The sequence below is a fragment of the Nostoc parmelioides FACHB-3921 genome, from assembly GCF_014696625.1.
GTDB classification, from domain to species: domain Bacteria; phylum Cyanobacteriota; class Cyanobacteriia; order Cyanobacteriales; family Nostocaceae; genus Trichormus; species Trichormus parmelioides.
Map to the genome: position 1 here is coordinate 70,681 of NZ_JACJQL010000024.1, position 21,518 is coordinate 92,198.

The 21,518-nt window shown below is 41.6% G+C and carries 24 protein-coding genes and 1 tRNA gene; 10 read left to right on the forward strand and 15 right to left on the reverse strand.

Annotated features, from left to right (window positions below; all coding sequences use genetic code 11):
- The first annotated feature begins 67 nt into the window (after positions 1-67).
- The 5 genes from H6G14_RS16830 to H6G14_RS16850 all read left to right on the forward strand — a co-directional run bounded on the left by H6G14_RS16830 (position 68) and on the right by H6G14_RS16850 (position 3,587).
- Positions 68-286 carry a hypothetical protein gene (locus H6G14_RS16830; protein ID WP_190568522.1) on the forward strand — a complete coding sequence of 73 codons (219 nt, stop codon included), beginning with the start codon at positions 68-70 and terminating at the stop codon, positions 284-286.
- Between the two features lie 2 nt (positions 287-288).
- Complete coding sequence (locus H6G14_RS16835) at positions 289-933, forward strand: dienelactone hydrolase family protein (RefSeq protein ID WP_190568494.1); 645 nt, start codon at positions 289-291, stop codon at positions 931-933.
- Positions 934-1,087: 154 nt separating this feature from the next.
- The gene (gene isiD, locus H6G14_RS16840; RefSeq protein WP_011320507.1) at positions 1,088-1,300 is read left to right on the forward strand and encodes a protein IsiD; all 213 of its coding nucleotides are present in this window, start codon (positions 1,088-1,090) and stop codon (positions 1,298-1,300) included.
- A 76-nt stretch (positions 1,301-1,376) separates the two neighbouring features.
- Positions 1,377-2,609: a bifunctional phosphopantothenoylcysteine decarboxylase/phosphopantothenate--cysteine ligase CoaBC gene (gene coaBC / locus H6G14_RS16845; protein ID WP_190568495.1), complete on the forward strand. Its 1,233-nt coding sequence runs from the start codon at positions 1,377-1,379 to the stop codon at positions 2,607-2,609.
- Positions 2,610-2,750: 141 nt separating this feature from the next.
- Positions 2,751-3,587 carry a DUF4351 domain-containing protein gene (locus H6G14_RS16850; protein WP_190568496.1) on the forward strand — a complete coding sequence of 279 codons (837 nt, stop codon included), beginning with the start codon at positions 2,751-2,753 and terminating at the stop codon, positions 3,585-3,587.
- A 68-nt stretch (positions 3,588-3,655) separates the two neighbouring features.
- On the opposite strand, the gene H6G14_RS16855 is transcribed toward H6G14_RS16850, so the two are convergent.
- Positions 3,656-3,847 carry a hypothetical protein gene (locus H6G14_RS16855; protein ID WP_190568497.1) on the reverse strand — a complete coding sequence of 64 codons (192 nt, stop codon included), beginning with the start codon at positions 3,845-3,847 and terminating at the stop codon, positions 3,656-3,658.
- A gap of 127 nt (positions 3,848-3,974) precedes the next feature.
- On the opposite strand from H6G14_RS16855, the gene H6G14_RS16860 reads away from it, so the two are divergent.
- Positions 3,975-4,355: a hypothetical protein gene (locus H6G14_RS16860; RefSeq protein ID WP_190568498.1), complete on the forward strand. Its 381-nt coding sequence runs from the start codon at positions 3,975-3,977 to the stop codon at positions 4,353-4,355.
- Between the two features lie 6 nt (positions 4,356-4,361).
- Here H6G14_RS16860 and H6G14_RS16865 read toward each other — a convergent pair.
- Positions 4,362-4,446: transfer RNA gene (locus H6G14_RS16865), tRNA-Ser, on the reverse strand.
- Between the two features lie 265 nt (positions 4,447-4,711).
- On the opposite strand from H6G14_RS16865, the gene H6G14_RS16870 reads away from it, so the two are divergent.
- Positions 4,712-5,179, forward strand: coding sequence for a hypothetical protein (locus tag H6G14_RS16870; protein WP_190568499.1), 468 nt, complete (start codon positions 4,712-4,714; stop codon positions 5,177-5,179).
- A gap of 345 nt (positions 5,180-5,524) precedes the next feature.
- Here H6G14_RS16870 and proB read toward each other — a convergent pair whose 3' ends face one another.
- From proB to pirA, 12 genes are all read right to left on the reverse strand, one after another.
- Complete coding sequence (proB, locus tag H6G14_RS16875) at positions 5,525-6,634, reverse strand: glutamate 5-kinase (RefSeq protein WP_190568500.1); 1,110 nt, start codon at positions 6,632-6,634, stop codon at positions 5,525-5,527.
- A gap of 269 nt (positions 6,635-6,903) precedes the next feature.
- Entirely contained in the window at positions 6,904-7,443 is a 540-nt protein-coding gene (locus H6G14_RS16880) for a YqeG family HAD IIIA-type phosphatase (RefSeq protein WP_190568501.1), read from the reverse strand.
- A 283-nt stretch (positions 7,444-7,726) separates the two neighbouring features.
- The gene (locus tag H6G14_RS16885; protein ID WP_190568502.1) at positions 7,727-8,305 is read right to left on the reverse strand and encodes a DUF3727 domain-containing protein; all 579 of its coding nucleotides are present in this window, start codon (positions 8,303-8,305) and stop codon (positions 7,727-7,729) included.
- 140 nt (positions 8,306-8,445) lie between these two features.
- Complete coding sequence (ruvX, locus tag H6G14_RS16890; protein WP_010997251.1) at positions 8,446-8,901, reverse strand: Holliday junction resolvase RuvX; 456 nt, start codon at positions 8,899-8,901, stop codon at positions 8,446-8,448.
- Between the two features lie 129 nt (positions 8,902-9,030).
- A complete protein-coding gene (locus tag H6G14_RS16895) occupies positions 9,031-10,275 on the reverse strand; it encodes a GNAT family N-acetyltransferase (protein ID WP_190568503.1) in 1,245 nt (414 codons plus the stop codon).
- A gap of 206 nt (positions 10,276-10,481) precedes the next feature.
- Positions 10,482-10,688, reverse strand: coding sequence for a hypothetical protein (locus H6G14_RS16900; protein WP_041456929.1), 207 nt, complete (start codon positions 10,686-10,688; stop codon positions 10,482-10,484).
- A 745-nt stretch (positions 10,689-11,433) separates the two neighbouring features.
- Positions 11,434-12,441 carry an arsenosugar biosynthesis radical SAM (seleno)protein ArsS gene (gene arsS, locus H6G14_RS16905; protein WP_190568504.1) on the reverse strand — a complete coding sequence of 336 codons (1,008 nt, stop codon included), beginning with the start codon at positions 12,439-12,441 and terminating at the stop codon, positions 11,434-11,436.
- A gap of 42 nt (positions 12,442-12,483) precedes the next feature.
- Positions 12,484-13,443 carry an inorganic phosphate transporter gene (locus tag H6G14_RS16910; protein WP_190568505.1) on the reverse strand — a complete coding sequence of 320 codons (960 nt, stop codon included), beginning with the start codon at positions 13,441-13,443 and terminating at the stop codon, positions 12,484-12,486.
- A 15-nt stretch (positions 13,444-13,458) separates the two neighbouring features.
- Positions 13,459-14,427: an arsenosugar biosynthesis arsenite methyltransferase ArsM gene (gene arsM, locus H6G14_RS16915; RefSeq protein ID WP_190568521.1), complete on the reverse strand. Its 969-nt coding sequence runs from the start codon at positions 14,425-14,427 to the stop codon at positions 13,459-13,461.
- Between the two features lie 158 nt (positions 14,428-14,585).
- A complete protein-coding gene (locus H6G14_RS16920; RefSeq protein ID WP_242053462.1) occupies positions 14,586-15,017 on the reverse strand; it encodes a hypothetical protein in 432 nt (143 codons plus the stop codon).
- Between the two features lie 310 nt (positions 15,018-15,327).
- Positions 15,328-16,740: a metallophosphoesterase gene (locus H6G14_RS16925; protein ID WP_190568507.1), complete on the reverse strand. Its 1,413-nt coding sequence runs from the start codon at positions 16,738-16,740 to the stop codon at positions 15,328-15,330.
- Positions 16,741-16,953: 213 nt separating this feature from the next.
- Positions 16,954-17,109, reverse strand: a complete 156-nt coding sequence (pirA, locus tag H6G14_RS16930; RefSeq protein WP_190568508.1) for an arginine synthesis PII-interacting regulator PirA — start codon at positions 17,107-17,109, stop codon at positions 16,954-16,956.
- Positions 17,110-17,221: 112 nt separating this feature from the next.
- Between pirA and H6G14_RS16935 the strand changes: the two genes are divergently transcribed.
- The 3 genes from H6G14_RS16935 (at position 17,222) to dprA (ending at position 20,008) form a co-directional block, all read left to right on the forward strand.
- Positions 17,222-18,022, forward strand: a complete 801-nt coding sequence (locus H6G14_RS16935) for an SAM hydrolase/SAM-dependent halogenase family protein (RefSeq protein ID WP_190568509.1) — start codon at positions 17,222-17,224, stop codon at positions 18,020-18,022.
- A 64-nt stretch (positions 18,023-18,086) separates the two neighbouring features.
- Positions 18,087-18,743 carry a DUF2301 domain-containing membrane protein gene (locus tag H6G14_RS16940; protein ID WP_190568510.1) on the forward strand — a complete coding sequence of 219 codons (657 nt, stop codon included), beginning with the start codon at positions 18,087-18,089 and terminating at the stop codon, positions 18,741-18,743.
- Between the two features lie 146 nt (positions 18,744-18,889).
- Positions 18,890-20,008 carry a DNA-processing protein DprA gene (gene dprA, locus H6G14_RS16945; RefSeq protein WP_190568511.1) on the forward strand — a complete coding sequence of 373 codons (1,119 nt, stop codon included), beginning with the start codon at positions 18,890-18,892 and terminating at the stop codon, positions 20,006-20,008.
- A 32-nt stretch (positions 20,009-20,040) separates the two neighbouring features.
- Here dprA and tftA read toward each other — a convergent pair whose 3' ends face one another.
- Positions 20,041-21,393, reverse strand: coding sequence for a hormogonium tapered terminus morphoprotein TftA (gene tftA / locus H6G14_RS16950; protein ID WP_190568512.1), 1,353 nt, complete (start codon positions 21,391-21,393; stop codon positions 20,041-20,043).
- Positions 21,394-21,518 lie beyond the last annotated feature (125 nt).

Below are 21,518 nucleotides of genomic sequence, written 5' to 3' on the forward strand. Positions count from 1 at the left end.
TCCTGATCCCTAATTTTTGCGGAAGTCGGGGATTGGATGTTGCACATAGTTTATTTTCCATCAATTCATGAATAATTTAGGCGATCGCGCTAATTTTAATAGCCCGTGGAAAGAAATTCTCGAAGCATATTTTCCCCAAGCCATGCAGTTCTTTTTTCCAGAAACATCTGCATTAATTAATGGGGAACCTCCCTACGAATTTCTCAATAAAGAATTCCAAAAAATCACCCGTGAAGCCGAACAACTCTTCTGTTTGCCTTTGCACTGTAGAGATAGAATCTACTAGGAGTGTCAGATTTTAGGAGCAAACCTCTGTCTTTGCAATTCACTACCGTTCCCCCAGCTAACTCTCAAACACCCGCCGGCTTAGTTGTGACTTTGCATGGTTGGGGTGCTAATGCTGAGGATGTGGCATCTTTGTTACCCTATTTCAATTTACCTGATTACCAGTTTGTCTTTCCCAATGCACCTTATCCATATCCTTATACTCCCCTTGGTAGGTCATGGTATGACCTGAGACAAGAAAATATGTATGAGGGATTGGCGCAAAGTCGGGAACTGCTGAAAGATTTTGTGCTTTCTTTAGAAAGTAGTACTGGTGTGCCTTTATCCCGCACTATCTTAAGTGGATTTTCTCAAGGTGGGGCGATGACTTTTGATGTCGGCTCAAAATTACCCTTGGCTGGTTTGGTGGTGATGAGTGGGTATTTACATCCTGAAGCCATTAGCCCCGATAATACTAACATTCCCCCAACACTGATCCTACATGGTACAAGGGATGAAGTTGTACCCCTACAAGCTGCTATCAAAGCACGCACAACCGTAGAATCACTGGGTGTTTCCGTCCAATATCATGAATTTGATACAGGGCATGAAATCAATTTGGAAATGTTAAATGTAGCCAGAAATTTCATTGTGAATGCACTTGTTTAGTCTGAGTTACAATTTTTTTACAAAATATGGTATAAATCCTGAAAAATTTTAGGAATTCCATGCCATCTAGTGAGTAAGATAGATTGAGTGGCACTTTACAGCGCCACTTAACCCGTGCTGGGTGCAAATGCTGCATAAGGGAGGGGCAAGCATTATGAAAACTTTAAGCATTTCCAAAAAAGAAATTGCTGCCATGACCGCAGCAGAGGTGGAGGAACTGGCTACTCGTCTAGAGATGGACAATTACAGCAATGCTTTTGATGGTTTAAATGACTGGCATCTACTGCGGGCGATCGCATTTCAGCGTCCAGAGTTGGTAGAATCTTACATCCATCTGTTAGATTTGGAACCCTACGACGAAGCATAGGTATTTTGATAATCAGGAGTTAGAAATAATTCGTAACTAAGAATTATACCTAACTCCTTAATATTCGGTTTTTGTTATGGCTCATACTCAACCGCAAGCTGACAATCGAAAAGGTAGAGTTATCGTTGCTGTGGGCGGTGGTATTGCAGCCTATAAAGTTTGTGAGGTCGTTTCAAGTTTATTTAAATCTGGGGTGGAAGTCCGAGTTATTTTGACTCGTTCCGCCCAGGAATTTATTACGCCTTTAACTTTATCAACCCTCTCCCGTCACCCTGCTTATACAGATGATGATTTTTGGCAACCTACTCACTCTCGTCCGTTGCATATCGAGTTGGGTGAGTGGGCTGATTTGTTGGTAATTGTCCCCCTCACAGCTAATACCTTAGCTAAATTAACTTACGGGATGGCTGATAATTTACTCACCAATACGGTGTTAGCTTCCACTTGTCCCGTGTTGTTAGCGCCGGCGATGAATACTGATATGTGGGAACAGTTAACGGTGCAGCGTAATTGGCAGCAGTTGTTAACAGATAGCAGATATCATGGTATTGGTACAGCATCGGGATTATTAGCGTGCGATCGCGTCGGTGCTGGTAGAATGGCCGAACCTCCAGAGATTTTGGCTTACACTCAATCCCTATTACATACTCAAGGTAAGCGAGATTTAGCTGGGAGACGAGTTTTGATTAGTGCGGGAGGTACAAGGGAGTATCTTGATCCGGTGCGGTTTATTGGTAATCCTTCCACGGGTAAAATGGGATTGGCTTTAGCCCAAGCTGCTTTACACAGAGACGCAAAGGTAACATTGGTACATGGCGTGGCGAGTTGGGATGTACCTTTGGGTGTGCAAGCAATTCCCATTATCAATGCCGAAGAAATGCAACAGGTGATGCTGGAATATTTACCCAATGCAGATATCATAGTTATGTCTGCGGCTGTAGCTGATGTCAAACCTCAAGACTATAGTACAGAAAAATTACCCAAGCGATCGCTCCCCCAGTTTTTACCTTTAGAACCAGTACCAGATATTGTTGCTCAATTAGGCAAACTCAAACAACCCCATCAGCGTTTAATTGGTTTTGCAGCCCAGACAGGGGATATAGTTACACCAGCTAGAGAAAAGTTATATAGTAAAAAATTAGATGCGATCGTGGCAAACCCCATCGACAAAGCAGATAGCGGTTTTGGTAGTGATAATAATCAAGCCATCTTCTTAGATAGCCAAGATAGACAAGTGACAATCCCACCTTGTTCTAAATTGCAACTAGCTCACCATCTATTCGATTTTGTCGGTAACCTGACACTATGAGTTAGTAAGACAGAGCAATTGAGGTATACTCCAATCTTATCAAACAAGGTTAGTAGCGTTGACAATATACCTCACGAAGTCAGGAACCAATATATCCCCATTTAATAATAATATAATTATGAGATTAACTTGGTTATTATTGTGAGTTTTGATAATGTTTGTAAGGCACTTGCAGAGAAATATCCAAAAGATTTTATTCGATGGTTAATAGGTGAAGAATCTACCAATGTTAAAGTTTTAAAAACTGAATTAAGTTTAGAGCCTATTCGCGCAGATTCTGTGATTTTTTTACAAACTGGCAATCTGATTTTGCATATTGAATTTCAGACTTTAACACAGTCTACTCCCGCGATTCCTTTCCGAATGCTGGATTATTCTGTGAGATTAAAACGTCAGTACAAATGTCGAATTGCACAGGTAGTAATATTTTTGCAGGAGACAGATGATGAAATTGCTTTTACTGAAGAGTATGTGAATGAGACAACTATACATCGCTATCGTGCAGTCAGAATGTGGGAGCAAGATTCTAGCTTATTTTTGGGTAATTTGGCATTGTTACCGTTAGCACCTTTGTGTCAAACTGACTCTCCACGAGATTTATTATCGCAGGTTGCTCAGGAAGTCGCTAGAATTTCAGATAGAGAGACAAGGCAAAATACAGCAGCCTACACCGAGATTTTAGCTGGTTTGCGGTTTGAGAAGGGTTTGATTCGTCAGTTATTAAGCGAGGATATTATGCAGGAATCAGTTATTTATCAAGATATTTTGCAGAAGGGTGAGCAGAAGGGTGAGCAGAAGGAAGCTTTTCGCTTTTTAAATCGACTGTTAAATCGACGCTTTGATGAGATAGATTCATCAATAGTGGAGCGTATCAAAACATTATCTACTGAAGAGTTAGAAGCCTTGGGAGAAGAATTTTTAAGTTTTTCAAATGTATCTGATTTAGTTGCTTGGCTTGAGCGAAATACGAGTAGTTAAGTAATGTAGGTAAAATGTTTGGTTACAATGCCCAAAGGCGATCGCTTCTGGGCAATCAAATACTGTCTCTATTCTTCACTAGAAAGCTTATCTAGCTTCTCTTGTATCGCGTCTCTACAGAATTGAGCAGGGTCATGTTGTGCCTTAACCGCTTGTTTCATCGACTCGGTGACACGAAAACTAAGGTTAGCAGTCATAGGTTCCTCACCCTTTGGTTTTGATGGTTCTAAATTTTCGGGTGTTCCTTTGGGATTAGGCATTGTTGAGAAATGTATCTGAAGATTGAATCAGTTGCGCGCATCTGTTTCAATTTTTAGTCAGTGGGTATCTACCCTGAGAAAGTTGTTACCCACTGATACCACTTTTACAAATGGATGAATCTATTTTATGTTTAGTCGTGCTGAATTAGAACTGTTGACTATCCCCCAATTAAATCTACTGGTGAAACGGTATGGCTTAAAACCAACGGGAACAGGAGGACAGAAGGCTAGCTATATCACTACCTTAATGGCGTTCCCGGCTTTAGCACTCCAGCAGTTAGAGGATGGAAGGGGGCTAAAACCTCCTACATTCTCTGGTCTTGAGACAATGGGACAAATCCTAGACGAGATGGCAACACCTACCTGTGAACAATCAGCGTTACTCAGACTGAGTTTTGAAGGTAGGCAGATGGATTACCCCAATAGATACCAGCAAGAGAGATTACTGGCGCTGTACAAGGCTAAGAATCATCTAACTGAGGTAATTGACTTATTGAGAATGATGTAAAAAAGACGGAGAGGGGGGGATTTGAACCCCCGTTGGGTTTCCCCAAAACGCATTTCGAGTGCGTCACCATCAACCACTCGGACACCTCTCCAGATATTTATTCATTTAGGAAACTGTTGATACAGAGTTTCCTTTTGCCATGATAGCATCTCGTTAGGTGAAGCGATCGCCTACCCATCGCTAGCAATCAGAAATGGCAAAGCTCAGTTTTCCGAACAAAATAATAGCATTTAACCACTTGTTAGAGAAGTCTTGACTAGGGGAAAACTCAAAACAAGACCCTGTAATGAAAAATTTGATGCTGATGTTTTCCGCAGATTATCAGGGTTTATTTTCAGCAAGTAGCTTAAAGCACCATGAAAATATTACCATACGAAACCTTGACAATTGTGACACCTGACTCACTGCCGATAGTTTTGCAACGACTGAGGGCAAACATTGAACCCCCAAAAGCATTGAGATTGTCAAGGAAACATACTACCTATCAAGGAAGCATATCTGAAGAGGGTTTTCAAATTATTCGCATAATTGATTACCGCCACTCATTTTTCCCAGTGATTCGAGGACGTTTTGAAGAGCAATCCCAGCAAACCCTAATTCATGTGCAGATGAGCGTAGATAATGCTGCAATGGCATTTTTAGGGTTTTGGCTTTTGTTTTGGTATAGTGCGATCGTTCCTACAACCGTCACAGATACTATGCCTAGTCAGATGGCTGCATTATTAATAGGAATGCCTATATTGATGTTAGTTATTTTTTGGCTAGCTTTTTGGTCAGAAGTAAAACGCAACCATAGTGAATTGAGCGACATTATTCAGGGATAAGTTTACTCAGGGACTTCCAGAAAATAAACTATCCAATTTATCTGCTTCCAAACAACTGTCTTTCCCCCTGCTCCCTGCCCCCTTGCCATCCAAATGATAGTATATTTTTTTAATTGGAAGTCCCTTAAGCGATCGCTCTCTTCATCTACACACAAATTTCATAAGATTGTAATATTTTCGTCAAACGCCTGTGTAATATTAAACCCAGGCTAAAAGATAAGCTCTGTACAAAGGTGGGATTTCCTACCTTTTACCTATTTTCCAGGGTGCTATTTAAAACTTTTTTATGGTAAAACTTGTGGCTAAAGTAACATGAACCCCGTTAGGTATCGGGGTTCTTCTTTTTTAAGTCAATACTAGGTTATCTCGATGGATCACTGTTTCTGCACCTAAATAACCCAAAATCGTCGGAATCTCTTTAGAATGACGACCACAAATTTTCTGTAAGTCATTGCTGCTGTAGTTAACTAATCCTCTGGCAATTTCGTTACCTTGAGGATCTAATAGTTGTACTGCATCTTGAGGCTCAAATTCACCTGCAACGGTTTTAACTCCTGCTGGCAATAAGGATTTACCTGCCTTAACTATAGCGGCGATCGCACCAGAATCTAAGTATAATTTACCCGCCGGCACTAAACCGTAAGCAATCCAACGTTTACGGGCGGAAGTTGGTTCTGGTTGGGGTTGAAAATGAGTCCCAATCAGTTCCCCTTGGATAATTTTTTCGATATTGCGGGGGTATCGTCCTTGAGTAATCACAGTACGTACTCCCGCCGCGATCGCAATTCTCGCCGCCGAAATTTTCGTCATCATTCCCCCAGTACCCCATTGAGAACCTTGAGAACCTGTTTGTACTTGTAAGTCTGCTAATTCTTTGATGCTTGTTACCAAAGAAATTGGTCGGGCATCGGGGACAGAACGGGGATCGGCTGAGTATAATCGATCTACGTCCGTGAGTAAAAATAGCCAGTCTGCCTCTACAAGACTAGCAACCAAAGCTGAAAGGGTATCATTATCACCAAATTTCAGTTCATCCACAGCAACAGTATCATTCTCATTGACTACAGGAATTACCCCCAAGGCGAGTAATTCCCGAAAGGTGTTGTATACGTTGAGATAACGGCTACGTTGTACCAAATCGCTGCGAGTTAGCAAAACTTGGGCGATCGGCTGTTGCAAGGTGGTGAATAAGTCGTCATATACCCGCATTAATCTACCTTGACCCACTGCGGCTACCGCTTGTTTGAGGGCGATCGCTTTGGGACGTTCTGTTAAACCCAACCGCGCACAACCGACTCCCACAGCCCCAGAGGAAACTAAAATCACCCGATTACCTTGCTGTCTTAAATAAGAGAGTGTTTCCGCCAAAGTTGCAATGGTGGAGAGGGCTAATTGTCCGGTTTCTGGTTGGGTGAGGCTAGATGTGCCAATTTTGACGACAATTGTTTTGGTCATTGGTCAATGGTCAATAGTCAATGGTCAATAGTCAATGGTCAATAGTTTTTACTCTGGACTTTGGACTATTGACTCTGGACTAACTACTCAATAGTAAAGCGCCAGTCCCTCTATAAGTGAAGGCTGACGCTTTACTAATTTATAGTTACTTGTTATGTACTAGGGTCTTTTATTGCTGACCCCATGTTATTAATACCTATGATCCCCGATTTTTTGCTGTTCATGGGTTTCTTTAATTATTTCTTTAGATTTTAGTTATTTAACATTTGTCAGTTTTTGTAACTTTTTGTATGCTCAGGGTTAATAGAGGCTCCTAAAATCTCTGAGAACCAAACTTCAAAATTGCGGATGGGGTGGGAGCGCAGGGCTGCATCAGGATGGATAATTGGCTCTACCAGAATGGTAAACATACCCAAGCGATTACCAGCTAAAACATCAGTAAATAAGCGATCGCCTACCATCCCTACCTGCTCAACGGGTAAATTCATTGCTTGCAGTGCCGCCCTAATCTTACGGCGTGAGGGCTTGGCTGCACCTAAATAGTAAGGTAGGTTCAAAGAACGGGCAATTCCCCCAATGCGGGCTTCACTCATGTTATTGCTCACCAACCACAGCGCCGTAACGCTGCGAATCTGCTCTACCCACTCTTTCAGTTCCGGTGAAGCATCACCCACTGTCATCGGTACTAAGGTTTCATCTACATCCAAAACCAACCCCTTGAGCTGGTGGTGCTGAATAATATCTGGTGTGAGGTTCAACACTGAACCCGCCAAAATCAAATCCGGCTGTAAAAAGTTGTGCCAAGTCATACTCTATCTCTGCGCTTAACTTAAAATGTGAAATAGCCCAAGGCAATACTACACCTACAAAATTTAAAATGCCAAAACCCACATATCTTGAGATTTTGACATTCTGTATAGATTTATATTGATTACCGTGGTGAGGTAATAACAAAGTTAGCCAACCGATAGTTCCTAAAACGGCTTGACCTTGGGGATCGAATTGTCTTATGGTGCAACTAACTATGATTGGTAATCCTCAATTGAAAATTAAAAATGTTATCTTTTAATTTTTAACTGAAAACTTTTGATATTATTCAACTTCATTAAAAAGTTGTTCTTCTAATAGGGGTTGCACTTTACGAAACTCTTCTGGGGAGAGTAGCACAGGCTCACCAGTCTTTGTAATTTTGGCGAAAAACAGCAGGGGATCAAGAGGCGTATAAATTGCATACTCCTGTTCGTCATGATAGAAGTTAGCAAGTAACTGGAGTTGCTCTGGTTCTAAATCTGCTGCTTCTTCTTCTTCAATTTCTAGAGTGAATAGCTCCGACTCTTCCACTGGTGGTAAATCGCCAGCTACAGTCAAAGCATAAGCAGTCTGCTTGAGTACTAAATTTTGTTCTGCTAGGACAGCCTGAGCAGTGGGGAAAATTTCGTCAATAATCGCATCATCAAATTCTACTAGAACTGCTTCTTCGTCTTCGTCTTCACCTTCCCAAGCAAAAATTTCTATGGGTGAATCGACAGGAAGCAGCAAAACATATTCTTGTCCATCTACCGAGAGCGAATGTTCTACATAACATTCAAGCGATCGCCCTTTTTCATCGGTTAAGGTGATGGAACCATTAGGAGCATTGTCGTTATCTTCGGAAAATGGAGAGGAAAACATAGCCAAGGTGTGAGACTTTATAAGTACCAACAGATGTAAACAAAGCTTTGCTCTTGAATGACATATCATGTCAAGCAAATAGCTTTAATCTTAGATACAACTGCTGTGTAACAGCTTTCAGAATATCATGTTCAAAGGTATCAATACTCTACTGCCACTGAACTCTGAGCATTAGTTCGTCTAATATCCAACCACTGCTGCAAAATTAAAGCTGCTGCCTTACGATCAATTAAACCTTTATTCCGTGATGGGGAAACATTTTCAGCGATGAGCATCTGTTCAGCTTGAAAAGAAGTCAGTCGCTCATCAACATATTCCACAGGTAACTGCAAAGCTTTAGCCAGCCTTGACGTAAATTTCTGCACTTGACGAGCCTGAAATCCTAAGGAACCGTCCATTGAATATGGCAAACCCACAACCAGAACTTGTACCTGGCGTTCATTAACTATATTTTGTATTTGCTGGACATCCCGGTCAAAAGATGTGCGCTCAACGGTGGTAATTCCCGTAGCAATCAACCCAGTGCGATCGCATCCAGCCACCCCAACACGCTTACGCCCCACATCCAATCCCAAGGCTGAAATGTATTTAGTCATTAGTCAGTTGTCATTAGTCAGTTGTCAGTTGCCAATTTTCTTTACCCTGCTTCCCCTGCTTCCCCTGCCCCCCTGCCTCCTCTGCTTCCCCTGCCTCCTCTGCTTCCCCTGCCCCCTGCCCCCTATTTCCTACTCCCCAATCTCCCCATCTTCTAACTCTGGCTGATTGGGTACTTCTTTAATCCCAAAGGCCATCGGTTCTGATGAACTGGGTACTGGGATATCTGGGGATGATTGCTGTCTGGTGTGTACCCAAGACATCCCTCCGGGGATGGGTTTGCGCGCGGGTTGCAGTCCTTGGAGAACATCAGTCCATTGAATCCCTTCTAGAGAGACAAATTTTGACTCCCGCAGTTTGTGCCAGACAGAACGAGACATGATCAGCGTGTGTTCTATCCGTTTGGCACCAATACGTTCTAAATATTCTTCTCGCTCTGGTTGGTAATCAGAGGAGGCTAGTTGTAAGCCTTGTTGGGGAAAATCTTGGGCAATTCGTGCCAGTTGAGACAATAATTCTGGGTATAGCCAAGTATAAGCAGGGTGGACTGTCAACGTGGCAACATGGGGCGTTTCCCCTTTGCGGTCTAGCTGTAATTGGAAATAACCTATTGCTGCTTTGCGTTGTGGTTCAAACACGTAGCCGCTTACAACTTCAATTTTTGTCACCCATTGTTTGACTGCATCTCTTAAAGCGCCGAACAAACTGGTTTTAAAATCGCGGGTGTTGCGATCGAATACTTGACGTACCAACGGCGGCATTGATGCTGTATCTAATTGATACAACAACTGAGCATCAGCATTGCTGACTGGCAAAAGATTGGGTAAATCTGGCTCGGCTTGCGCTAATTCACTTAATAATTCGGGATCTATTTCCCAATAGGTCATTTCTGCCAGACGCTGAAATCCATTTTGACGATAAAGCGCTAGTGCATCTGTATCATTGACATTAACTTCTAACAACCAAGTACGAGCTTCTAAAATCCCTTCAAAACAGTGGCGTAGTAGCTGTGAGCCAATCCCCTGCTTATCGACAGCCCGATCCAAAATCACCCGATCAACTCGCCAAGTGCTGCGTGTGCGGTTAAACGGCGAAACTTGAATCATCCCTAAGAGCATCCGCCCCTGTTCGGCTACATAGGCGCAAAAGCGGTACTGTAACGGGTTGGGGAACCAACTCAAAAACTTGAGTAACCCATACCAGCGACGCAACCATTGCATCCGATTAGCAATAGAACTAGCGCCTTGGGGGGTATGAGCTGCAAATGATTCTTGAGATATACGCTCAATTCCGTCCAAGTCCCGATAATAGACTGGCCGGATGACAACGCTAAGATTTCGAGGAAGTAATGAAGTCATGTTGATGTGAGCTGCCATTTAGCCTTAACGGATTGGATCAGAGGAACTGCTGCAATAATTTTAACGGCTTTCCGCTCTTTGCTATTGCTCCCAAAGGGTGATTTTCGTAACTGAAGACTACAAAAAATGGAAAAAGCAGACTTGAGGGTAACACTTTTGGTGCGGAACCAACAATATCTGCTTTTATTTTATTTGTTTTTCTGTTATTTTTACGTCTTTTTATATTATAATCTTTGCCGAGAAGCCTGCATCTCAAAATTAGCTTGGGTTTGATGCAGCAATTGTTGTCTACTATCTTCTATAGTCTGAGTCTGCCTTAAGGGTGGAACTAAATTACGTGCTTGCAAAGTCATGTGTAGCTGGAGGTTGGCAACATATTCGCTGATTTCTTCTTTTGGTAGAACTGTGCCGTTTAATAAGTTTGATTCGATTGCCACCGTGTTCTCCTTATCCTCTGGTGCGATTGCGTCACATCATCAAAACTTATCACGTTGTTTCACTTGGCTTCTTACTTCGCAATGAAGTTTAACGGTTGTTTGCATTTGCTTTAGAGAAAATGTAGGGAGTAGGGGAAGAATATCTTACTCAGCACTCATCTAAAACTTATGCCCCTGACTATACAACGACAAAGAAAAAACCACGAAACTACTTGTTTCGCGGCTTTTCGTGTGGTGTGAGGAGCTTAACTGAAGACCATCATAGGGCAACCGCCCAGTAGTGATACACCTGTAACAATTTTGGTAACAGGATTTTTTGGAAAGAAATTAATAATTGGCGCTTAGAGTTGTTTGTACTGGCTTGGCAAGGCTAAAAATAGTGCAATAACAGAAATTCTATCCCCGTCTATCTGCGTGCATTTGCGTTTAATTTTATCCCAGTCTACTGCAACATTTTAGCTGAAACAGCAATTCATCTCAAGTCTCACCCAGAGGTCAGTGTAGGTAGTTCACTCATATCATTAAATATTTGGTCAAGAGTAATATTTTTATCTTTAATCAAAAAATAAAAACCGTAGAAACATTGAGTAATCCACGGTTTTTTTAATGTGGTGTGAGGAGATTTAAACTAAATACATCATAAACCAATCTCAGCTATTCTCAATGCGAAATAACACTGTTTGTAACAAAATTAGCCTTTGCTGACATAGAGCAATTATTTACGGCTTAGTCTTACCTGTCACACCAAAGCACCACTGCAACTAGAACCACAACCAGCAGTACAACCATAGCAATAGTTTGCAGTTTGAATTTCATTAATCAGATCCAAACTACCAGCCTCGATTAATTTAGCAATAGTTAGAGCATCACCATTAAGAGTTTTCGCTGGTAAATCCATCATCTGATTAAAATCACAATCATATATATTACCTAGATAGTCTACAGATAATTGATTGCGACACATTAAATTTTCTACCGTGTGAGGGTTGAAATGCAATTCTAAAAACTGCAAATAACTAGTTTCTAGTTTTTTTCGTTCTAAATAGAGTTTAGTTCTACCAACTGGTAAATTGGTAATCGTGAACAGGTTGTTAAATACGATATTGAAATGTTTTTGTAAGAAAGTTTTGTAATCTTGCTCTAATTTATTCTGATCAGGAGTTAGAGAAAATTTTTCACTTGTAGGTAGTTGGGGATTATAAACCAAATCTAAAATTAAACTAGGGTCTATTCCATAACCAACTTGATTGAGCCATTGCAATGCTTGAATTGAATCATCAAATACACCTGCACCACGCATTTTATCGACATTATCTGCTAGGTAACAAGGCATAGATGCTACAATTCTGATTTTGTTGGCAGCAAAATATTCAGGTAAATCGTTAAATCCCTCTACAAAATAAATAGTTAAATTGGAACGGACAATCACCTGTTTATTATGTTGGCGTGCGGCTGCTACTAATGGCTTAAATCCATAGTTCATCTCTGGTGCGCCACCAGTTAAATCGACAATTTTAATTTGCGGAAATCGATGAATTACCTCGATTAATTGTTCACAGATTTCCGTTGATAACTCTTCTGTACGTTTTGGACTAGCTTCAACATGACAGTGTGTACAAGCAAGATTACAGCGTTTACCTAAATTAATTTGTAAAACCTTGATTTTTTGTTTAGTTAAGGGAGCATTTAACTGAGAATGAAAAGGAGTTATGTTTGTATTTATGGTAGTGCTTGGTGTAGTTGTCATTGATGAATATTCCTGAATATAAGTTAAAATATGGGAGTGTTGCTAACCTTGTAATAGTCTATAGGTGATACCGCCGATAATAGTTGCAATAGGTAGGTTGACGAACCAGACTAATAAAATTTGATAAAAAATATATTTATTGGCTTTACTACCAACTAATCCTACACCAAAAATAGAAGAGACTGCGACATGGGTTGTAGATATAGGCAACCCAAAATTACTAGCAAGAATCACTAGAATACTAGTAATGATATTGGCTGATAATCCCTGGATACGATTCATGGAGGTAATTTTTGTACTCATGGTTTCAGCAATTTTTTGAGAGTTGAGTAAACCACCGAGACCCATAGCCATTGCGATGGTAATCATTGCTCCAGCAAGTGAGAAATAATCGATAATTAGGATTAGGGAGACAATTTTGGTAGTATCATTAAATCCTCTAGCGAAGCTGAATATACCAGCACTGATATAATGAATGGTATCAATTAGTTTTTGATTTAACTGCCAATTCAGCCTAATACTTAAATAATTAATCAAACTGTAAATTCCTGCACTGAAGGCAATAGCAATAATAGGACTTAATAATAGGGGGAAAATAAAATAGATTCCTAAAATGGCAAAATTTACCTGGAGTCCAAAAGCTACCAGTCCAGCACCAAACATTGCACCGATTAAACTGTGGGATGTGGAAATGGGAAATCCCATCGTAGTAGCTAGTAGTACCGTCAAGCCAGATGCGATCGCCACGGCTAAATGAAACTCTGGTGCATTAGCGATCGCATCTGGTAAAATACCCTTACCAGTAAATTCTTTAACTATTGTTCTACCTAGATATGTAGCAGTCAAAGAACCTGCAAAAGTCGTAAAAGTTGCCCACAAAATTGCTGTTTGGTAGCTTGTTGTCCGACTACCAAACAGCGTCGCTACACCCTTAAAGTTGTCATTAGCTCCATTAGCATAAGCCAGGAACAGGGTAGCAATAAACAGACTAATTAACAACATTTTGAGCAGTATAAATTAACAGCAACCACCACCGTTATAATGCCAAGTAGAATCAGTAATTATTACTTCTTTTGGCTTTACCGTTGCTAGTTTAGCAGCAGTTTTATCGCATACGGTTGCCGGAATGCCACGTTGTAGGATATGTCCGGCTTTGTCATCAAAAAATGCTTCGCAACCGGCGTAAATTGCCGTTTTACCAGTAAAAATGCAAGCGCCATCTTCTGGGATAGGCACTTTGAATGAGACCGAATCGAGACTTTCTAAAAGTAAATGGGTTTCTAAGTTGTAAGTTTGGGAATCTAGTAAGCGATAAGGACGACGCGCCCGGATTTCAATCTGACCAAAGCCAGCATCAATGATACGCTGGGTGTATTCTTCGTAGGTCAGTGCGCCAGACAAACACATAGCCCGTAACCGTTCATCTTGTTGCAAATGTGCCGGGATGGGACTGGTGGCAATAGGGTCACTCATTTGCAACCGTCCACCACACTTTAACACCCGATACGCTTCCTTGAGCGCACGGGTCAAATCTTCAGGCTCGAAAATGTTAAACAAACAATTTTGAGCCACGATATCAACTGACCCATCTGCCACAGGTAAATTAAAGGCATCACCTTCACGAATCTCTACAAAACTACTTTCAAACCACGGGTTGTCTGTTAAAGCCATTTCTAGGTTACGTGCGGCTGCTTCTCGCATCGCGGCAACTGGGTCAACTGCAATCACAGCACCAGGACGGCGAGAAAAATAAGCAAATTGCAATGCTTCTAACCCACCACCCACACCAACATACAAGACGGTAGGTTGCTTGCCAAGTTCCGTAGGATGAACAGTGGTTCCACAACCATAGTTCATTTCCTGCATGGATAAAGGAATTTTTAGCCCTGGTAGTTGTAGAGGTGTACTTTGAACGCAGCACAGACCCACTTCCGGCGTTTGGGCAACTTCACTATAAAACTGTGCGGCTGTTTCTAAATAGGTCATGGCGGTCTTGATATTGAGTGTTGGGTTGTAGAGTTGATTCTCTGCATTCTCAATATATAGCGGTTTGCAGTGGAGTCCAATCATACCGGGATACAGCAACGCCAAAAATCCCCATTGACAGACAATAGGGATGATAAAAACTTAGATATTAGATATGTTTAATTGGCATAATCACTGGTAAATTTAGTTACAGTTTCCGACTGTATAACTTTGCCATTTTTGATAATATCTAGACTGGCACCAGTAACAATATATTCATATTTGCCATTTTTAGCGACATATCCTGTACCTTCTTCCACATAAGCTGGCAGAGAATAAATCCCTTTACCTGTGTGCTTAGAAATGCCTGTATAAAACAGCTTTTTCCGTCGCTCGCAAAGATGAATAATGAAATTAGGAGTTTCAATTCTGGCTGATAATCTTCCCCCTCCCGCATATTTGGGACAAGTTCTAAGGCTGGCTATATTTCCAACGTTTACTGCTGAATTTTTATTAGCTGTTAGTTCTGAAGCAATAGCAGAATTAACACTACCAGTAAATGATAAGGATGTGCCTAAAGTCGTAGCTAAGATGAATAACAAAGACTTCATTTTTTTTTGAGAATAAATGTTCATGTTCAGTCCATTAATTTGATTAATTTATACTTCACTGGGCGATAGAGCTTGAATCAAATCTGATATAAAAATCAGATTTGATTATTTTTGGTGTATGTTGCCTGCAAAAGTTTCGGGATTTGGATGTAGTATCAGAATTTTGATAAGTATTACCTAGCAAGCATGGATTTAAAAAATCAAATACTAATCCTATGGATTAAAATCTATACTCATATCTACCCATCAGTTATGAGACTTTTCGGATTTTTCTTTGATGTTTATCCGAGAAACTTAGTATCACAGCTGATTAGTTACAGCTATTGTTCCATTTTGCGTTTAAGGTCGTGCTGTAGCTTTTGAAGCATATCGACCCACGAGGATGTTCGATTGAACGATTGAAAATATCACGCCACGGATTCCAGATGAGTCCAGTTTTGGCTTCACCACGAACCTTGATATTTGTAGCATCGGCTGGTAAATCGTACCGCTTCTTATTACCTAAAGCCATATTCCCAGTACTAAATGATGCGTTTTGTCCGCCGGATGTGTAGCTGAGGTTATAACGCGCTACATAGCCACCTTGGTTGAAAAATGTAATCGAACCTGGTTCTGGTGCAGGTGCAATGGGTGTTGCTGGAGTACCTGTTTTCAGTGTGTATGTACCGTCAGGTGTGCGTAACGCGCCACCGTTGGCGCTACTCACTTTTTCCACGGTCATTTGTCCATTTTCAAAACGTGCCAGTAGATAGTTGTTCTGAGAGGCGGAGCCGCTATAGATTACAGGTACACTTCCATAAACGCTGGAAAAATTGTTATATGGTTCAGCTTTGCCAATTCTTGTGTGATAATGACCTGCAAAAACGGCTGACACGTTATATTTTTTCAGGATGTCGCTAAAGCGTGACTTTAGCTGTTCATAAGTTGCCGGTGCATAATTATCTTTCCAGTTATCATCTGAATCATGATAATTGAGGATGATAGCCTTGCCTTCATTTCTTGCTTGAGTTAAATCTTTTTCTAGCCAGTCCAAAGAATGCTTAATCTGCACAATCTTGCGTTTAGCTGCGCTAGCATCAAAACCCTCGAATTTTCTTTCATATACGGGATAGTTGTGCATTTGGACAAAGTGGATATTACCCACATCCCAGGAATAAGCTAGGCTACCGATATATTCAGTGCGGAGTTCGGGAAATTTATAGCTGTTACTTTCACGATAATCAAAACTGCGGGGATTGAGTTTTTTAATTGCATCCCGCACATACTCGACCATCCCAATGGCGCAGTTGTTTGCGTAACAGTCATCAACGTTATTGGCGTAATCATGATTACCAAGACCAGGATAAACGGGGACGGAAAGCTTTGTCCAGATTTCTTTGTACTTATCTAACTGCCAACTATGTCCAAAAGCAGTGATATCTCCATTCAGGATTGTTCCTCTGACATTACCTACTTGCTGTACCAATGAGTTCACACTATTGACATGATTTTGATTAGCAATAGTTGAACCCGCCTTTTTTTGGTCTTCGGTTTCCTCTATTCCTTGGTCGGTGTTTGCTGTCCAAGGATATTGAGTATCTGATACTATGATCATTGAGAAATTATCATTGGATTGCGCTAAACCATATTGCATCTGTGTACCAAATGGCGCTAGCAAACCAAACATAGCGCAGCTAGTAAGAAATACTGTTTTAATTGCCTTTCTGCGATTAATCTTTTTCATCTTGTATCTCCTGTAGAAAAAACAATCAACCTCGTTTTCTGTGTGTGGAAGTCTGGCCTTAGCCTTTGAACCTCTTGCTGAGTTACACGTTGAGGTTTTAGTTTTTATGCAGGAGTTGGGAAGGAAGAATATTAATGGTTAGCGTGAGTTTCCAACAAAAAACCCGCCTAAGCGGGATAAACACAACAAAACTATGAACAATGAGTATTAAATTTAGGCAAATTGTCTTAATTCAGCTTCTAGTTGCCGAATTAGTCTTTCATCTCCTTGCGCTCTAGCTACTTCTAGGCGGTGCTGTATGTTTCTTTGAATATTTTGTCTGTGTACTTCCTTGGCAGTGCTATTTGCCTTAAATCTAGCTTGGCTCATAGGATTAACCTTCTTAATTTTTCTGCTTTATGTCTGTTCTTCCTAACATAGCATAAGTTTCGTAGTGTATGTTACAGAAAATATTAATTTAATATATATACGTTGATTGGTTATGCCGAAAAATTGGTCTGATCAGCCTGTGTTGACTTTATTAAGTGATTTTGGCGATCGCGATGTGTATGTAGCTGTAATGAAAGGAGTAATTGCCCAAATTAACCCTAAATTACAGGTAGTGGATTTAACCCATCAAATACCACCACAAAATATTGCTGCTGCTAGGTTTTGTTTGATGAATGCCTATCCCTACTTCCCAGAAGGGACTGTACATATAGTAGTGGTAGATCCGGGGGTGGGTAGTAGAAGACGGGCGATCGCAGTAGAATTTGCAGATGGGTTTCTAGTGGGGCCTGATAATGGCATATTTAGCGGTGTACTAGCTCAAAGTCCAGCTATCGCAGTTGTGGAGCTAACTAATTCCCAGTATTGGCGTACTCTTGAACCTAGCAAAACTTTTCATGGTAGAGATATTTTTGCCCCAGTCGGCGCTCATCTTGCTAGTGGTGTATCTCTTCAACATCTGGGGCAAGAAATTGAACCAGCCAGTTTGGTACAGATGAATATGAAAAACTGTACTCAGACAGCAACTGGTTGGTCTGGTGGTATTCAATACATAGATTACTTTGGTAATTTAGTCAGTAATATTCCGGGTGATTGCATACAAGGCAAAAAATGGTGTGTGCAAGTTAGTGGCTTGATGATTCCGGGGTGTGATACCTATAGTGATGTGAAATTGGGAGAGGCTGCGGCTTTAATTGGTAGTCATGGCTGGGTAGAAATTGCCATCAACAGTGGTGATGCACATTCACAGCTACAGATTAACTTGCAAGACCCTCTAGAAGTCATTAGTTATTAGACTAGTGAATAAAGGCAAGGTGAGAACCGTTGACTGTTGACTAATGAATATGGACTAATGACTAATGACTACATCAACAATATCTGCACCGGAAGTTTATCAAGGTCAGTTTGGGGAGTTTACGATTAATCAGAGCGATCGCAATGGTGTGATTATTTACCGTTCTGGTTTAATGGTAGCAGCCTTGAGTTTTGCCATTGGCACTGCTTTAGTATTATTCACCAATAATCCTATTGCTATTCAAGCCCTAACTCCCTTATACACTTGCTTCAGTTTGGCGCTGGGAGTAAGTTTATTGACGATTCATATTTATCTTGCACCATTGCACAGACTATTACAGGTTTTTTGGATAATTGGTAGCATTGCTGCGTTTATCTTCGGACATTCCGACAGTCAACCTTTTGCTGTGACTGTATACAATCAACCTTTGACCATATTGGGAATTGGTTTTACCTTCGCAGCGTTAACAGGGATTTATTTCAAAGAAGCGTTTTGCTTTTATCGTTTAGAAACCAAAGTCCTAACTTTCCTCGTACCCACACTTTTATTAGGACACATGGTGGGCATTCTACCAACTCAATGGGAACAAATTTTATTAGGAGCTTGGGCAATCTTATTTGTAATATTTGCTGTACGTAAGGCAATACAAGCCATTCCCCCCGATATTGGTGATAAATCCGTATTTGCCTACCTCAAAGATAAAAACTCAGTCAAAGTTTAGGAGACAGAATAAGAAGCAGGGGAGGCAGGGGAGGCAGAGGAGGCAGGGGAGAACTTTTCCCAGTCCCTAATCCCCAATCCCCAACCCCCGATACCCAACCCCCCAAATTTGGGAATACTCAACCCAGTGGGTGTGAGGATGGGAATGTGGGTGAAGAACGAGCCTATTGGTTAGCTTGGGCGCAAATTTCGGGGGTTGGGCCTGTTTTACTACGACGACTACAGCAGCATTTCGGTACATTAGCAGCAGCTTGGAATGCTACTCAGGCGCAGTTAGGGGAAGTTGAGGGCTTTGGTTTACAGACTTTAGAAAAAGTGGTAAAACAGCGATCGCGTCTTTACCCAGAACAATTACTCATCCAGCATGAGGAAGAAAACCCCCATTTCTGGACACCAGCCGATACCAACTACCCCCGTTTGTTGTTAGAAACTCCCAGCCCACCGCCCATGTTGTACTATCAGGGTGAGGTGGATTTACAAGAAAATTGGGGAAATAAACCCTTAGTGGGCATTGTCGGGACGCGTCAACCCTCAGAATATGGCATACGCTGGACTCGGCAAATTAGCACTGCTTTAGCTAAAAATGGCTTCACTGTGGTTTCTGGTATGGCGGAAGGAATCGACACGGTAAGCCACAGTGCAACTATAAAAGCTGGGGGAAGGACAATCGCAGTTTTGGGTACAGGTGTAGATGTCGTCTATCCCCATAAAAATCGGGATTTGTACCAGCAGATTTTGACCAATGGATTGGTTGTGAGTGAATATCCTGCCAAGACCCCACCCGATCGCGCTCACTTCCCTCGTCGTAATAGAATTATTGCTGGGTTAAGTCGCGCCATTTTGGTAATGGAAGCACCAATCAAGTCTGGCGCATTAATTACGGCTACCTACGCCAATGATTTTGGTAGGGATGTTTATGCACTCCCCGGCAGAGTAGATGATCATCCATCCCAAGGCTGTTTAAAATTACTTAGCCAAGGCGCTTCTTTAATTATCCGAGAAATCGATGAACTTTTAAAAATGCTGGGAGCAATACCACAATTGGATATGGTAGATAAATCATCAGTACCAGAGCAGTTGAGTTTACCAACTTTATCACCAGAACTACAACGGGTACTTGATGCTATTAGCTTTGATGCTTTACCCTTCGATTTGATTATTCAGCAAACAGGTATGAATGCTGGTTCAGTTTCCAGTGCTTTATTACAGTTGGAATTGATGGGTATAGTTTCGCAGCTACCAGGGATGAGGTATCAAAAATGTTAGAGTTTTGGGCTTTGCTTAAACCGGATTCACTATTAAAAGAAGCCGGCGGACTCGTATAAACGTCTCACCATAGCGGTGATTTTTGACCCATAATTTAAATCGGCTGACCAGCGTCCTGAAAGTTCATCAATTTTTGTTGCTACGCCACGGGTGACGAAGCGAAATCTGGGATCTACTACTTCATTGACTAGGGGTTCTAGACTAGCGTAGGCTTTGAGGTGCTGGATGTGCGCCCTGACACCAATTCTGGCACTAGGAAAAGCTGCTGCTTCTGTACCGCCACCAATGGAACCTAAACCAGCAAAGTTATTTTGTTCTGCTTTAATGTCTCCACCAAAGCGTAAAAATCCTGTTTCTACACACATTTGGCAGAAAGCAATGTCATAATTTACGCCCTCGGCGCTGGCTTCTTCTCGATAGAGTTTAGGTAAGTCAGGAAATTGGGCTAAGGCATTCTCGTTATTGTTTCTCAAGAATAGTTGCATTTGCACTTCTGAGGTCGTTCCATTGGACATGATCCTGTCAATTTGACCAGGACACACTACCAAATTGGAACGTAAGGTGACGGTGCGTGTTGCTGCATCCCAGCTAACGGCTACATTAAAATCTCGCAGTTCCACCGCTTTGACATAGACAATTCGCCGATAGGTGATGCGATTGACATTTGGTGCTTTTGATAAATCAATCCGCAGGCGATCGACTAAATCAATGGGAATGTAAGCGTTACCATTAACTAAGATTCCTTGCTCTGCATAATTCTGCCCGTTAATATTAATATTGATGGGTGGATAATTGGGGTCTGCGGGGGTTCCCGGAGTAGGGTCAATCACTCGACTCCATGAAGCCAAACCATCAGCAATACCCAAAGCGAAATCGCGCCGACGATTTTGCAGCAAAGCTCGATCCTCAGGACTGCTGAGAAAAGCCACCTGCATGAGTAAAGAAGCGATCGCAATCTGCCGACAAAAGGCCAATCTACCTAAACCACTGTCTGTATCTGGTTTGACTCCCCGATTTGGTAACTGGGGTACACGGCGTAACAATCCAACTAACAGCAATTCCCCGTTGCTTTTACGCTCATTATTACTCGCAATATAGAACACACTAGCACCCCTTACAGCCGGGCTACTCGCCGAATCAGCATGGACTTCTAGGGATACATCACCTCGACGACCACGAGCATTGATCCAGGTGATAGTATCAGCCGCACTCAAATCATCAGGAACAGACAAAACTTCAAAACTCCGCGATCGCAATTCTGTCACAATTAAATCTCGTAGCAGAATCATCTCTCTGGCTTCTGTCGTCCCCCCAGCGATTGAGCCTGGATCTACTCCTCCCGCTTCTCTGCCTCCGTGGGCTGCCGAAATAAAAATACGCCCCATCTCCCGTATTTCCTCTGATAAAATTAAGCGTAAGCAATTCTATACACTATTTTGGGCTTGGCAACAATAATTATATGGGGAGGGGGAAGAGATATACTGACCACTGACAATTGTACAGACGCGAT